At 72.0% G+C, this 13478-nt stretch carries 18 protein-coding genes; 10 read left to right on the top strand and 8 right to left on the bottom strand.

Translation table 11 applies throughout. The annotated features are described in order from the left end of the window. Positions 1–20 precede the first annotated feature (20 nt). Together AB0A65_RS04255 and AB0A65_RS04260 are read left to right on the top strand one after the other, a co-directional pair. Entirely contained in the window at positions 21–1268 is a 1248-nt protein-coding gene (locus tag AB0A65_RS04255; RefSeq protein ID WP_359946019.1) for a type VII secretion target, read from the top strand. A gap of 12 nt (positions 1269–1280) precedes the next feature. Continuing rightward, a complete protein-coding gene (locus AB0A65_RS04260; RefSeq protein ID WP_359946022.1) occupies positions 1281–1865 on the top strand; it encodes a hypothetical protein in 585 nt (194 codons plus the stop codon). On the opposite strand, the gene AB0A65_RS04265 is transcribed toward AB0A65_RS04260, so the two are convergent. Both AB0A65_RS04265 and AB0A65_RS04270 read right to left on the bottom strand, forming a co-directional pair. Continuing rightward, positions 1862–2266, bottom strand: a complete 405-nt coding sequence (locus AB0A65_RS04265) for a hypothetical protein (RefSeq protein ID WP_359946025.1) — start codon at positions 2264–2266, stop codon at positions 1862–1864. The two genes, AB0A65_RS04260 and AB0A65_RS04265, sit on opposite strands and share 4 nt — an antisense overlap. Then, on the bottom strand, positions 2256–2624 hold the full coding sequence (locus tag AB0A65_RS04270) for a hypothetical protein (RefSeq protein WP_359946028.1): 369 nt from the start codon (positions 2622–2624) through the stop codon (positions 2256–2258). The genes AB0A65_RS04265 and AB0A65_RS04270 overlap by 11 nt, the downstream gene beginning before the upstream one ends. Before the next feature lie 121 nt (positions 2625–2745). On the opposite strand from AB0A65_RS04270, the gene AB0A65_RS04275 reads away from it, so the two are divergent. The 5 genes from AB0A65_RS04275 to AB0A65_RS04295 are packed head-to-tail and all read left to right on the top strand — an operon-like array spanning position 2746 to position 5710. After that, positions 2746–3147, top strand: coding sequence for a hypothetical protein (locus AB0A65_RS04275; RefSeq protein WP_359946031.1), 402 nt, complete (start codon positions 2746–2748; stop codon positions 3145–3147). A 52-nt stretch (positions 3148–3199) separates the two neighbouring features. After that, positions 3200–3667, top strand: a complete 468-nt coding sequence (moaC, locus tag AB0A65_RS04280; protein WP_359946034.1) for a cyclic pyranopterin monophosphate synthase MoaC — start codon at positions 3200–3202, stop codon at positions 3665–3667. Further along, entirely contained in the window at positions 3655–4146 is a 492-nt protein-coding gene (locus tag AB0A65_RS04285) for a MogA/MoaB family molybdenum cofactor biosynthesis protein (RefSeq protein ID WP_359946037.1), read from the top strand. Before moaC ends, AB0A65_RS04285 begins: the two co-directional genes overlap by 13 nt. After that, a complete protein-coding gene (locus AB0A65_RS04290) occupies positions 4143–5300 on the top strand; it encodes a molybdopterin molybdotransferase MoeA (RefSeq protein ID WP_359946040.1) in 1158 nt (385 codons plus the stop codon). Before AB0A65_RS04285 ends, AB0A65_RS04290 begins: the two co-directional genes overlap by 4 nt. Further along, the gene (locus tag AB0A65_RS04295) at positions 5297–5710 is read left to right on the top strand and encodes a molybdenum cofactor biosynthesis protein MoaE (RefSeq protein ID WP_359946043.1); all 414 of its coding nucleotides are present in this window, start codon (positions 5297–5299) and stop codon (positions 5708–5710) included. The genes AB0A65_RS04290 and AB0A65_RS04295 overlap by 4 nt, the downstream gene beginning before the upstream one ends. A gap of 3 nt (positions 5711–5713) precedes the next feature. Here AB0A65_RS04295 and AB0A65_RS04300 read toward each other — a convergent pair whose 3' ends face one another. Next, positions 5714–5869: a hypothetical protein gene (locus tag AB0A65_RS04300; RefSeq protein WP_359946045.1), complete on the bottom strand. Its 156-nt coding sequence runs from the start codon at positions 5867–5869 to the stop codon at positions 5714–5716. Between the two features lie 218 nt (positions 5870–6087). Here AB0A65_RS04300 and AB0A65_RS04305 point away from each other — a divergent pair, with 218 nt between their 5' ends. Further along, on the top strand, positions 6088–7089 hold the full coding sequence (locus AB0A65_RS04305; protein WP_359946048.1) for a Gfo/Idh/MocA family oxidoreductase: 1002 nt from the start codon (positions 6088–6090) through the stop codon (positions 7087–7089). 34 nt (positions 7090–7123) lie between these two features. Here the strand turns inward: AB0A65_RS04305 and AB0A65_RS04310 are convergent, their stop codons facing one another. The 3 genes from AB0A65_RS04310 to AB0A65_RS04320 form a co-directional block, all read right to left on the bottom strand. Next, positions 7124–8005: a hypothetical protein gene (locus AB0A65_RS04310; protein WP_359946051.1), complete on the bottom strand. Its 882-nt coding sequence runs from the start codon at positions 8003–8005 to the stop codon at positions 7124–7126. A gap of 75 nt (positions 8006–8080) precedes the next feature. Further along, complete coding sequence (locus AB0A65_RS04315; RefSeq protein WP_359946054.1) at positions 8081–8482, bottom strand: YbaB/EbfC family nucleoid-associated protein; 402 nt, start codon at positions 8480–8482, stop codon at positions 8081–8083. After that, the gene (locus tag AB0A65_RS04320) at positions 8479–8814 is read right to left on the bottom strand and encodes a YbaB/EbfC family nucleoid-associated protein (protein ID WP_359946057.1); all 336 of its coding nucleotides are present in this window, start codon (positions 8812–8814) and stop codon (positions 8479–8481) included. Before AB0A65_RS04320 ends, AB0A65_RS04315 begins: the two co-directional genes overlap by 4 nt. A 175-nt stretch (positions 8815–8989) precedes the next feature. Between AB0A65_RS04320 and AB0A65_RS04325 the strand changes: the two genes are divergently transcribed. Further along, positions 8990–10222 (top strand): hypothetical protein, encoded by a 1233-nt coding sequence (locus AB0A65_RS04325; RefSeq protein WP_359946060.1) that lies wholly within the window; start codon positions 8990–8992, stop codon positions 10220–10222. Next, entirely contained in the window at positions 10222–11424 is a 1203-nt protein-coding gene (locus tag AB0A65_RS04330) for a hypothetical protein (RefSeq protein ID WP_359946063.1), read from the top strand. The genes AB0A65_RS04325 and AB0A65_RS04330 overlap by 1 nt, the downstream gene beginning before the upstream one ends. Here the strand turns inward: AB0A65_RS04330 and AB0A65_RS04335 are convergent, their stop codons facing one another. Then, positions 11425–12069 carry a hypothetical protein gene (locus AB0A65_RS04335; RefSeq protein WP_359946066.1) on the bottom strand — a complete coding sequence of 215 codons (645 nt, stop codon included), beginning with the start codon at positions 12067–12069 and terminating at the stop codon, positions 11425–11427. Continuing rightward, the gene (locus AB0A65_RS04340) at positions 12066–13340 is read right to left on the bottom strand and encodes a hypothetical protein (RefSeq protein ID WP_359946068.1); all 1275 of its coding nucleotides are present in this window, start codon (positions 13338–13340) and stop codon (positions 12066–12068) included. Before AB0A65_RS04340 ends, AB0A65_RS04335 begins: the two co-directional genes overlap by 4 nt. Between the last annotated feature and the right edge of the window lie 138 nt (positions 13341–13478).

Genomic DNA, 13478 nt, shown 5'->3' on the forward strand with positions numbered 1-13478 from the left:
CACCACGCCCGAGGTGGCACATGGCAGAGCCCGGCAACGCGGACCGGTACGGGTCCGACATCACCCAGTACGCCCCCGTCGAGAGCCCCGGCGCGGGCGAGCGGATCGCGAACGACATCCCGCTCGCCAAGCCCGTGTACGGGATCGCGCAGGAGATCGGCGACGCCGTCAACGGCGACTCCTCGCTCGGCGACGCGGCCGGCGGCATCGCCGCCGACCTCGGGATGCTCGCCATGGGCGGGCTCATGGCGATCAAGGACCCCGTCTACGCGCTCGCGAACGCCGGGCTGACGATCGTCCTCGAACTCGTCACGCCCCTCAACGACCTGCTCGAAATGGTCTCCGGCGACCCCGGCCAGATGGCGCAGCAGCAGGAGGTCTGGGGCCAGGTCCAGGAGGCGCTGACCGCGCTCGGCGAGGAGGTCGGCACCGCCGTCGGCACGAGCATCCCGAACTGGCAGGGCTCGGCGGCCGACGCCGCGTACAACCAGCTGTACGGCCTGTCCGCGGCGATCGGCGCGATGGGCCACGAGGCGGGCGGCATCAAGCAGCTCCTGTCGTGGGCCGAGGTGGTCGCACAGACCATCTACGACGTCATCAAGTCGATCCTCGCCGAACTCGTGTCGTGGCTGATCATGCGCGGCCTGGTCGCGCTCGCCGCGTCCTCGTTCACGTTCGGCGCGGCCATGGCCGAGTTCATCCTCTCCGGCATGGTGAAGGCGACCCTCGCGATCCAGCGGGCGCTGTCGAAGTTCGCGGCGGCAGGGAAGATCTTCGCGAAGATCGTGCCGCTGCTCCAGAAGTTCTTCCTCCCCGCGGGCAAGCCGCTGTGGAAGGCGGTCCTCATGCGCGGCCTCATCACCGGCGGCATCACGGCCGGGCTCGGCTCGGCCTCGGCCGGGTACCAGGCGGCCACCGCCGACGGGGCCCCCGCGGGTCCGTCCTCGGCCGCGAGCGCCGACGGCCTCACCGTGCAGCTCGACGAACTCGACGCGCTCGCCGCGGAGCTCGACCGGCTCTCCGGGAACGGCGACTCGATCAACTCGGTGGCGTCCGGTGCGGCCTCGGAGGACATGACCTGGGGCCTGACCGGGCTGATGTTCGCGGGCTCCTACAACGGCTCGTGCCAGGAGGCCACGACCACGACCGCGCAGATCTCGGGGGCCTGCACGGGCCACGCGCAGCGGCTGCGGGACGTGAAGGACTCCTATTGCAGCGCCGACGAGATCGCGGCGGCCTCGTTCGAGTCGCTGTACAACCAGGTCTGACCGGGAGCGGCAGTGGAGGCGATCGCGCAGTTCTTCCTGGAGACCGTGTTCGGCGCCGCGACGGGCGCGGCCCGGCGGCGGCGGGCGGCGCGGTTCGCCGCGGCGCACGGGCTGCGCGACGGGGACCGGGCCGGGATGTACGAGCTCGAAGCCCTCGGCGTCCGCTTCAACAAGCCCGCGATCGACACCGCGGCCGGGGAGCACGGCGGCCGCCGCGTCGCCGCGTTCACCAACCCGGGCGTCTGGGACGGCCGGAAGCATGTCGCCTACCGGTTCACGGCGGTGTCGCTGCGCGGGATCGCACCGGACCTGCTGGTCGCCGAGGCCGGGTCGGAGCGGTTCACGAAGCAGTGGTTCGACCCCGACGCCCGCTGCCTCGCCGTCCCGGTCCCGGAGGGAGCGAAGCGGACCGCGGTCGCAGCCGATCCGGCCGCCGCGAGCGCGCTCCTCGGCGCGCTGCCCGACCCGCTCGGGCGGGCGTGGATGGTCCGGGCGAACTGGGTCGTCGGCTGGCACCGCGGGCACGCGAAACTGGACGCGGACGCGGCGCTGCTCGCGTTCCTGGAAGCCGCCGCCGACGCGGTCGAACGTCCCTAGGACTCCTTGCGGCGCTTCAGCAGGTAGATCAGGCCGACGACAGGCAGGACCAGCGGCACGTACCCGTAGCCGGACCCGAAGTGGGACCACACGGACGGCTCGGGGAACCAGTCCGGGTCCGCGAAGCTCAACGCGCCCACCGCGACCACGCCGGCCAGCTCGACGCCGACCGCCGCGAGGGCGGTGCGGGCCGCGCCGCGGATGATCGCGACCGCCGCGACCAGGTAGATCGCGGCGGCGACGGCGCTCAGCGTGAAGCTCAGCGGCGCGTCCGAGAACTTCACGGCGATCTGGTAGCCCGCGCGGGCGCCCGCGGAGACCGCGAACACGATGTACACGAGCACGATGAGGCGGCCGAAGCCGTCGGCGAGGCGGCGCTTCGCCTCGGGTTCAGCCGACATGGATCTGGTACTCCCAAATCTGGTGGATGCGCAGCAGCAGCGCCGCGACGATCAGCCCCGACGCGGCCACGGTCCCGATCCCCCAGCGGCTGCGGTCGATCGAGCCCCAGAAGCACGCGGCGACCGGCACCAGCAGCGCCGTGACCAGGTACGAGAAGAACAGCCCCGCGCCGCTCCCGGACTCCCCGGGGACGATCGCGATGCCCGCGACCAGCTGCGCCAGCAGGAACGCCTCCAGGACCGCGACGCCGACGAGGTGGCGCCGGCCCACCCGCTGCGAGCGCGCCGTGTCCACGAAGAACCAGGCGGCCATCGCCAGCGCGGCGGCCTGTGCGGCGAGGTAGAGCCATTCGATCACGCACCCGACGCTAATACAGGCCCCCGGCGCCGAATCCGAGGCCGCACCGCGAAGTGGCCGCGTACGCTGGCGGAGCCCCATCCGCCCCGCCCACCCCTCCCGACCCCTCCTTGGAGCCCCCGTGTCCCTCAAGCGCGCCGTCGCCGCCCTGCTCCTCGCCCTCTGGTTCGCCGTGTGCGCCGCCGTGGCCGTCTGGTGCGTCTCGTACCTGTTCTGGGGCGAGTACGAGACCGTGACCGTGGTCGACCACGGCGAAGACCCGAACTGCGTCGGCACCTGGTGCACCGACGGGACCTGGATGCGGTCCCACGCGATCCGCGAGACCCCTTCGGGCCCTGAGGAGATCACGATCATGGGCGACTTCGAGCCCGGCATGGAGCCGTCGACGCTCATCAGCCCGCTCCCCGGCCTGGGCCTGCTCTCCCGCTTCGAGGCGATCCTCCCGCTCATCCTCGTGCTCGGGCCGCTCGCCTGGTCGGTCCTCATCAACATCGCCTTCTGGGCGCGGTGGGACAAGGACTGACCGCCGCGGCGGAAGCGGGCCGGTACTCCCCTCCGCGGTTAGACTTCGCTGCATGGCTGACCTGACCCACGTGGACCCGTCCGGCGCGGCCCGGATGGTGGACGTCTCCGGCAAGGACGTCTCGCAGCGCTCGGCGCTCGCGACCGGGCGGCTGCGCACGACCCCGGAGGTCGTGGCGGCGCTGCGGGCGAACTCCCTCGCGAAGGGCGACGCGCTCGCGACCGCGCGCATCGCGGGGATCATGGCCGCCAAGCGCACCCCCGACCTGGTGCCGCTGTGCCACCCGATCGGGATCAGCGGCGTGAAGGTCGACCTGACCGTCACCGACGAGGGCGTGGACATCGCCGCCCGCGTCAAGACCGCCGACCGGACCGGCGTCGAGATGGAGGCCCTGACGGCCGTGTCCGTCGCGGCGTTGACGCTGGTGGACATGGTGAAGGCCGTCGATCCGGCCGCCGTCATCTCCGACATCCAGGTGGAGGAGAAGCTCGGGGGGAAGACCGGCGAGTGGCACAGGTGAACGTGACCGTGGTCGTCGCCTCGAACCGGGCGGCCGACGGGGTTTACAAGGACGAGTCGGGGCCGATCCTCGCCGACGGGTTCCGTGCGCACGGGTTCGCCGTGACCGGACCGGTCGTCGTCCACGACGGCGCCGAGGTCGGCGCGGCCCTGCGCGCGGCCGTCGCCGCGGGCGCGGACCTCGTGGTCACCTCCGGCGGGACCGGGCTCACCAGCCTGGACCTGACGCCGGACCAGACCAGCGAGGTCGTCGACTACGAGGTCCCCGGGATCGCCGAGGCGATCCGTGCGGCCGGGCTCGCGAAGACCCCGCACGCGGCGCTGTCGCGCGGGATCGCGGGCGTCGCCGGGCGCACCCTGATCGTCAACCTGGCCGGGTCGCGGGGCGCCGCCAAGGACGGCCTGGCCGTCCTCACCGGGGCCTTCATCGAGCACGCGGTCGCCCAGCTGCACGACGGCGACCATGAGAGGACAGCATGACCGACCCGATCACCTGGGCCGACGCCCGCGAGACCGCCTGGGCCGCAGGCTATGCCGCGAAGCCCGCCCCCGCCGAGCTGTCGTTCGGCGAGGCCGCCGGGTCCGCGCTCGCCGCGCCCCTGACCGCCGTCTCCGACCTGCCCGCGTTCCCGACCTCCGCGGTCGACGGCTGGGCCGTCGCCGGGCCCGCACCGTGGCGCATCGGCGGGGAAGTGCTCGCCGGGCAGATCCCCGACCCGCTCGCTCCCGGTGCGGCCGTGAAGATCGCGACCGGCGCACAGGTCCCCGAAGGCGCCGAGAGCCTCATCCGCCTGGAGCACGGCACCGTCGCGGACGGCTGCGTCGAAGGCCCCACCGCCCGCGAATGGCGCGAGGCCGGTGAAGAGGCCCGCCGCGGCGAGGAGCTCATGCCCGCGGGAACGCCCGTCACGCCGCCCGTGATCGGCCTCGCCGCCGCCGCGGGCCACCTGACGCTGCCCGCGCACGGGCGCCCGCGCGCCCGCGTCGTCGTCTTCGGCGACGAGCTGCTCACCAGCGGCGTCTCCGGCAAGGGCCGCATCCGCGACGCCCTCGGCCCGATGGTCCCGCACCTCCTCGTCGGCGCCGACGTCCAGGACAGCATCGGCCCGGTCGAGGACACCCTCGAAGCGCACGTCGCCGCCCTGCGCGAGGCCCTCGCGGACGCCGACGTCGTCTGCACCACCGGCGGGACCATGGTCGGCCCCGTCGACCACCTGCACGCCGCGCTCGCCGAGATCGGCGCCGAGTACGTGCTCAACACCGTCGCCGTCCGCCCCGGGTTCCCGATGCTCTTGGCGCGCACGAAGGACGGCAAGTTCATCGCCGGGCTCCCCGGCAACCCGCAGTCGGCCGTCATCGCCGTGGTCACCGTGGTGGCGCCGCTCCTGGCGGGCCTGCGCGGCCTGCCGCTGCCGCCGCTGCGCACCGTCGCGCTCGCCGAGGACGTGCCGGGCCGCGGCTCGTTCACGCACCTCGCGCTCGTCGACCCGTCCGGCCGCCGCCTCGCCCACCACGGCTCGGCGATGCTCCGCGGGCTCGCGGGCGCCGCCGGGTTCGCGGTCATCCCCCCTGACGGGGAGGCCGCCGCGGGCAGCACCGTCGACCTCGCCATCGTCCCCGGAGTCTCGTCATGATCCGCGCCCGCGTCCTCGACGCCCCGCTCGACGTCGCCGAGCACGAGGCGGCCGTGGCCGCCGCCGAAGCGGGCGCGGTCGTCTCCTTCGCCGGGGTGGTCCGCAACCACGACCACGGGCGCGGCGTCCTGTCGCTGTCGTACGAGGGGCACCCGTCGGCGGGCGAGGAGCTGCGGCGCATCGCCGAGGAGATCGAGGGGCGGCCGGGCGTGCGCGGCGTGGTCGTCTCGCACCGCGTCGGAGACCTGCGCATCGGCGACCCGGCGCTGGTCGCGGCGGTCGCCGCCGAGCACCGCAGGGAGGCGTTCGAGGCGTGCGCCGACCTCGTGGACGCCGTGAAGGCCCGCCTGGCGATCTGGAAGCACCAGTATTTCGACGACGGCACCGACGAGTGGGTGAACTGCCCCTAGGGCCTAGTCCTCCGGGTCGTCCTTCTTGCCGCCCATGGTCTTCACCAGGACCACGCCGAGGCCGACGAAGAGGAGCAGGCCCAGCAGGATCGCGCCGAGCGCCGCGCCCGACTCCGAGTCCCCTTCGGCCGCGGCGAGTGCGGCGTGAATCGTCTGCATTGCGCCATGATGCCACGGGCCGAGAGGCGCGCCGCGGGTGAAGCGGGGCGCCGCGGACAAACCGGCCGGCCGGTGGGTGGAGCGTCACACCGGCCACCCTGCGATATCGATTCGATTACGGAACGTCACCGTCTTGCAGGGAATTGGCCCGGTTGGAGGAGATAGTACCGCTCACCCTCGTGTTGACGATCGCCGGAAGTTGTGGTGTGCTTACGTCCATGGTTGAACCGATCCGATGGGGAATCCTGGGGACCGGCGGAATCGCATCGACCTTTGTGGAAGATCTTGCCCTCCTCGACGATTGCCGCGTCACCGCTGTGGCCTCTCGATCGGCGGAGCGCGCCGCTGCGTTCTCCAAGAAGTACGACATCCCTCACGCGTGGGACTCCGTCCAGGCGCTCGCCGCCGACGACGAGGTCGACATCGTGTACGTCGCCACGCCCCACTCCCATCACTACCTGCCCACCCTCCGGCTCCTCGAAGCCGGCAAGCACGTCCTGTGCGAGAAGGCGTTCGCGTACAACGCGGCGCAGGCCCGCACCATGTTCGACGTCGCCCGCGAGCACCAGCGGTTCCTCATGGAGGCCATGTGGACCCGCTGCAACCCGGCGATCCGGGAGATGCGCCGGGCCATCCAGGAGGGCATGATCGGGGAGGTCGTGTCCGTCAACGGGAACTTCGCGATCTCCGGCGACATCCCGCCCTCGCACCGGCTCCGCAACCCCGAGCTCGCCGGAGGCGCCCTGCTCGACCTCGGCGTGTACCCGGTGACCTTGGCGCACTTGGCGCTCGGCGTCCCCGAGTCGGTGACGGCCGTGGCGATCATGGACGAGGTGACCGGGGTCGACGCCCAGACCGCGATCACGCTCCAGTACCCGAACGCCGTCGCGCAGCTGTCGTGCTCCTACCGCGGCGGCGCCGCGAACGAGGTCACGATCGCGGGCACCGAGGGCCGGATCGAGCTGCGGGACTACGCGTACCGGCCCAGCGGGTACACGCTGGTGCGGTACAACGAGCCGCCGCGTGAGTTCGAGGCGCCGTACGTGGGCCACGGCTACGTCCACGAGGCGCTCGAAGTGCACCGCGCGCTGCGGCAGGGGCGCTTGGAGTCGACCCTCGTGCCGCCGCAGTCGACCCTTGAGGTCATGGAGATCCTCGACGAGGTGCGGTCCCGGATCGGGCTCCGCTACCCCGGCGAGACCCACCCGAAGCAGTCGTAGGGTCCGGCCCGCGGGCCGGACCCCAAGCGCCTCTTTAGTACTCGATCGCCTTCTGCGCGGCCTCGCGCTTGGCGACGATCCCGGCGTGCTTCTCGCGCAGCCACGCGACGCGCGCCTCCGCGCTCTCGATCGCGGTGTCCTCGGCCTGCTCGACGAGGATGCCGCGGCTCGCGGCCTCGTCGCGGAAGATCCGGTCGAGATTCGGCAGGAGCGCCATGGCGGGGCCGGTGAAGTACCCGGTCGCGGCCTCCTTCGTGAAGATCCAGCCCTTGTACTCGATCTCGCAGACGACCTGGCGGCGGCCCGCCTCGGGGTCGCGGATCGCGAGGTCGGCGACCATGGCCCACAGGGTGAAGATCGCGGAGGTGGCCTTCTCGGAGACCCAGCCGCGGCCCGGGACGGGCGGCAGGAGCGCCTCGATCGACTCGGTGAACGTGTCGGTCGAGAGCTTCTGGAGGATCCCGTCGAGCGAGCGGGTCCGGATCGCCTTCACCTTGTGCCACTTGGCGGTCCCCCCGTCGAAGCCGACCTCCTTGGGGCCGATGTCGATGGTCCCGAAGTTGTCGAGCAGGCCCAGGAGCATCCCGGTCCCGGTGGGGGGCTTGTTCCCGGAGGTGATGAGCTTCGCGAGGCTCCACTGCCACTCCTCCTGCACCGGCTGCGCGGGCAGCGGGAGGCGGGCGAGGAGCTCCTCGAAGTCCCCTTCCTTGAAGGCGGACTTGGTGCTCGCGGCGAAGTCCACGGCCGCGTCGCGCCGCTGTACGGCGTAGCCGGTCACACCGTCCACTTTGCCCTTGGCGAATCCCGTTGCGGCGTCGCGCTTCTCGCGGGCGCTCTCCACGCCGACGTCGACGACCATCTTCCCGGCGTCCTGGGCGCGCTGCTTCATCTGCTCCAGGCGGTCTTTCATTCCCATGCGAGCAACATACCGGTGCAGGGCAACCGGGCGGTGACCCTGCGGCGCCGGGGGGAAGGCCGGGCCGCAGGGGCTCTAGCGGTCGAGGTTGTCGCGGGCGCGGTCGCGCAGGTGGTCGGGCATGTCGCGGTTGACGATGCCCATGACGTCGATCTTGTCGCCGACCAGGGCCTGCGCCATCTGCGCCATCTTCACGGCGTGCGTGGCGGTGGCCTCCTGGACGAGGGCCATGATCGTCGGTGCCAGGGACTGGCGCGCGCGCATCGCGTACTCGTCGATCCCGATCTCGGCGACCTTGCCCTCGGCGTCGAGCTTGACGCGGACGCGGCCGTCCTCGGAGAAGACCTCCACGGCCTCCGCGCCAAGCCGCTCGCTGAGCTCGTTGAACTTCGCGAGCATCGACTCGGCCTCCGCCTGCATCTGCTCCAGGCGCTGCATCATCGCCTCGGGGTCGGTCGGGCGTTCGCGGTCGCTCATCGGGACTCCTCGGGGTCGATGGGGGCGAGGCCGCCGCCGCCGAGGTCGCCGGGCGCCAGCGGCATGCCCATGACCGCGCCGACGCGCTGCGCCAGGTCGGCCTGCGTGCGCCGGTCGGCGGCCCGGATCGTCTCGACGATGAGCTCGCCGAGCTCGACGCCGGACATCTGGTACGCGCTCATGCGCAGGTCCAGCTCCTTGATGTTGCCGGCGGCGCCGGTCACCACGCGGACCGCGCCGTCCTCGCTGACGGCCTCGCCTTCGAGCTCGACCGCGATGCGCTCGATCTCGCGGGCCTTACGCCGCATGTCCTCGGCCGGATCCTCCGGCATACCGCTCACCTCCCGGGGCAGGCGCGGCCGGTGGGTCGGCCGCGGCATCACACGATGCTAACGGCAGGCTGCTACCACCTATCACGGGTGTGAACAGGTTCGTCACTGGCGCGGTTTGGGGGGCTTCGCTATATTGACGTGAGTCCGCACTCCCCCCGTCGATCAGAGGTGTCCAATGGGTGAACCGGTAGGCGTCACGCCGGCCCAGCTCGAATCCGCCGAGCAGCAGCTCCGGGGCCAGCTCCCGGCCGCGCAGCAGCTCCAGGGCAAGGCCGACGACGACGGCCTCGACATGATGGCGTGGGGCGTCCCCGGCCTGTTCTTCTCGCCGGGTTACTACCAGATGCTCGGCGAGCTCCGCGAGATGTTCGAGATGCTCACCGCGGGCCTCGAAGGCCACGCCGGGCGCCTCAAGGACTGCCGCGAGTCGTGGGAGACCACGGACATGAACATCGCGAAGGACTTCAGCCAGTACCACCCCGAGGGCCTCGGCGGCTCCATCCAGTGGGGCGGCTCGACGTTCACCGACGGCGACGGCAACTTCCAGATGTTCGAGACCGCCGAGTCGAAGAAGCAGTCCTACGCCAAGCCGATCTTCGGCGCGATGGACACCGTCGAGAAGATCCAGAAGGTCGGCCGCGCCGAGAACGCCGGCGAGCTCATCGGCGCCGTCGCCGACGTCTCGAACTCCCTGCTCGGGACCCTCAACGACGTCGCCCAGATGATCACCGACCCGCTGATGTTCCTCATCTCCGCGGGCCTGGACTTCCTCATCTCGCTCATCCAGCCCATCGACGACCTGGTCGGCATGGTCACCGGCAACGGCGAGCGCATGAACCAGGAGATCCAGCGCTGGGACCCGATCAAGGACGCGCTGCCGCCGATCGGCGAGGCCGTCGCGAAGGTCCCCGAGGAGATGCTCACCGAATGGTCGGGCAAGGACGGCGACGCCGCCCGCGAGAAGATCGCCGAGTTCGCCGAGGCCGTCATCGACGTCGGCGACAAGATCCAGGTCATGCAGGGCCTCCTCCAGGTCACCGAGCTCATCGCGACCCTCATCCGCAAGACGCTCCTGGACATCGCCGGGAAGTGGGCGAGCCAGCAGATCATCACGTGGGCCGCGGCCGGGCCGCTCTCGGCCGTGACCTTCGGCGGCGCCGCCGTCGCCGCGATGATCAACTCGATCCGCTCCGCGATCCAGTCGATCGTCATGGCCATCAAGCGCTACAAGACCGCCGTGGACGCGTTCCTCCAGGCCAACACCATCCTCGGCCGCGTCGTCGAGACCCTCGGCAAGGCCGCCTCGCCGCTGGCCGAGGCCGGGATCAAGTTCGTCGGCGCCACCGGCAACATGGCCGGCGCGGGCGGGCCCTCCGACTCCTCGATCGTCGACGGGCTCAACGGCTAGTGGAGGCCGCCGGGCGCTCGTTCCGGGACCCGCGGGACGTCGACGACGCCCCGCGGGCCGCCTACCGCGACCGGGACGGGCGCCGACACGAGGCGCCCGGCGCCCCGACCCTCCGCTTCGACACCGTCGAGGACTACCGCGCGGGCCGCTCAGCCGCCGCGGACCCCGGGCCCGGCTCGGGCCTCCTCGACGTGCTCGTGTGCACTGCCGCGACCGCGGACCGCACCGGTGTGCTCCTGCTCGACGGGGTCCCGGTCGCCGCCGGGGACGGCCGCTACCAGGTGGAGGTCGCCCCGGGGACGCACCGGCTCGACGTGCAGGGCGCCGACGCCGCCAGCGCCGTGTTCGCGCTCGGTGCGGGCGAGCGCGTCCACTTCACGACCGGCCAGGGCGTGGCCGTGCGCCACCAGGTCGACTACCGGACCCAGCTGTACCGGGTGCGCGACGCCTCGGACCTGCTGCCGGTCCTCGGGGGCCGCGCCGCGAACGTCTCGGGCGCGGGATGCCTCATCGCCGTCGTCGGCGCGATCGCCGTCGCCTTCGCGATGGTCGCGGTCCCGCTGTCCGACGGCGGTGCCTTCGCGGCGGTCGCCGGTGCGGTCGGCGGCGTCGGCGGGCTCGTCCTCATCGGCGGCGCGGTCATGGGCATCCTCGCGACACGTTCGCTCCACAAGCGCGCCAAGGCGAACCGCTTGGACTCGGCCCGCACGGACGGCGGCGCGACCGCGTATCCGTCCCCTGAGGACGCCCGCGGGAAGGCCCAGGGGCTGCTGGTCGTGTTCGACCTGTTCCTGTACCGCCTGTCCCGCGAGGCCGACGGGTCACTGTCCTATGAGAGCACCGGCAATGCGCTCGCACTCGCGCATGCGGACAGCCTGCGCACCTGGATCGACGGCGACGAGGCGCCGTGCGACTGGGCCGCCTGGCACTACCCGCTTTCCCCTGGGCCGCATGAATTCCGCGTCCAGTACGCGGACGAGGCCCCGCTCGACTTCACCGCCGAGGTGCCCGCGCACGGCGATGCGGCCGTGCTCCACGTCCCGGTCCGGGTCTTCCGAGTCTGGGACGGTACCGGCTTCGAGGCGCTGCCCGCGCAGCTGGCGCAGCGGATCACCAAGCGCGCCAAGACGGCCGTGGGCCGGGCGTACCAGAACAACGCGGACCCGGACGACTGGGTGCCGCCGAGGATCTGGCCCGCTTAGCTACTGGTGACGGCGCCTGAGGTCCACGCCGGACCCGTCGGCGAGGCTGATGCGCCGGTATAGCCCGGCGGGCTTGGTGCGCCGCAGTATCCGGGTCTTGCGGAAGCGGTGGTCCTCGTCGTACGTGTAGCGGTCCCTCGGGATCTCCAGGACCGTCTCCAGCGGAACGGGTCCGTCGATCTTCGTCTCCGGGCCCGAGCCGCTCCAGAACTTCGTGTAGCTGCGCCCAACCGCGACGAACGCCAGCCGCCGGTCGGTGAGGACCCACCAGCCTTTGCGCCGCAGCGCGGGTGTCACGAGCCGCGCCATCATCGAGCCCGCGCCGCTGCCGCGCAGGACGACCCCGGGTCCCTTGATGCGCTTGGTCTTCCCGCTGCTGCCGCCGCCGGTGATCCCTTCGGCGAGGGCCACGAAGACGATCGCGACCACCACCGAGAACACGACCCACAGCAGGACCAGGCCGACGGTCTTCGCGACCTGCTTCGCGAGCTGGGCCGCGGACCACGGCGGCGCCGGGACCCCGTCCAGTGCGGGCAGTTTCCAGACCGGGACCGGTTCGAGCAGCCGCTCGCCGGGGTGCAGCCAGTTCTCCTGGAGCACCCGCTTGGCGTCGCGCTTGAGGTCGAGTTTCGGCGGGCGGGTCACTTGCCGTCCAGCTCCCCTTGCAGGTTCCCGAACTGGGACGCGACCTCGCCGTCGGCCGCCTCGTAGTCGGCCGCGCAGCCGCGGAGGCTGGTGGCGCTCGTCGTGTGGGCCCCGGAGATGTTGCCGATGATCTCGACCATCCCGTTCCCCGCCTCCTGGTACTTCCCGGCGAACGCGAGCCCGGGGAGGCCCCAGGTCATCTCGGCGGCGGTGGCCTCGGCGGCCACGGTCTTGATCGAGTCGGTGTTGCCGTTGAGCCCTTCGAGGGCCCCGGCGGTCTGGACCAGCTCGTCGGGGTCGACCATCACTCCAGCGCCGCCGCCGCGGCTGATCATGCTCCCGCCGTCACCGCCGCCGCCGAGCGCGCCCCCGGCCAGCGGCAGCGCCCCGAGCCCGCCGGTGAGCCCCGCGGTCACGCCCGCCTTCGCGCCGAGCGCCGCGAGCATCCCGACCCAGTTGCCCAGGCCGCGCTTGAGGACCGGGTTGTCGAGCACGAACTTGCCCATCACACCGAGGATCTTCCCGAAGATCTTGTTGCACTCGCTGAGCTTCCGGAAACCGCGGCTGAACATCGAGTAGGACTTGTAAGCGGCCGAGAGCACGAACGCGGCCATCGACGCCCCGAACGACCAGGCGCTGTTCATGAGCGCGATGAGGCCGCGCGTGATCAGCCACGCCACGAGCTCGGCGATGATCGACTTGATGACGTCGTAGATCGTCTCTGCCAGCAGCTCCGCCCAGCCGAGCAGCGTCTGCACGCCCACGGCCTCGTTGGACGCGGCCATGATCGAGGCTTCGATGGCGGTGAGCTGCTCGAACGCCGCGTCCGAGGCGTCCCCGGTCCAGGACCTGAGGTTGTCGTTCACCGCGGCGGCGTTCTCCTCGCGGAGCGCCCCGAGCGCGGTCGAGACCTGCCCCCAGACCTCCCCCTGCCGCTTCATCTCCTCGGGGTCGCCGGAGACCATGTAGAGCAGCTCGTTGAGCGGCTCCACGAGTTCGAGCACGATGCTCAGACCGGCCTGCGCCAGCGCGTAGATGGGGTCCTGGATCGCGAACGCGGCTTCGAGCGCGAGCCCGGCGATGTCCCCGGGGATCGCGGCCGCGGACGCGAGCCGGTCGTCCCCGGTCACCGCGGCGTAGATGTGGTCGGCCATCTTCTGGCCGCTCTTGACGACCGGCACGTCCTCGGCGATGTTCCGCAGCGTCCCGTCCGCCTCCGGCGTCGGGTACTGCGTGATGTCGGAGCCGTACTGCTCGGCGAGATCGGACATGGCTCGGCTCCTTGAGGGGTCGGGGGTGCGGGCGGACGATCCAAGCTATCGCATACGCGCCACGGGAGGACAGGGCCGGGGAACGGAAACCGGGGCCGGCGGCGATTCGCCACCGGCCCCGGTTCAAGGTCTCGCCTT

It is taken from the genome of Glycomyces sp. NPDC047010 (assembly GCF_040644205.1).
Taxonomy (GTDB): domain Bacteria; phylum Actinomycetota; class Actinomycetes; order Mycobacteriales; family Micromonosporaceae; genus Glycomyces.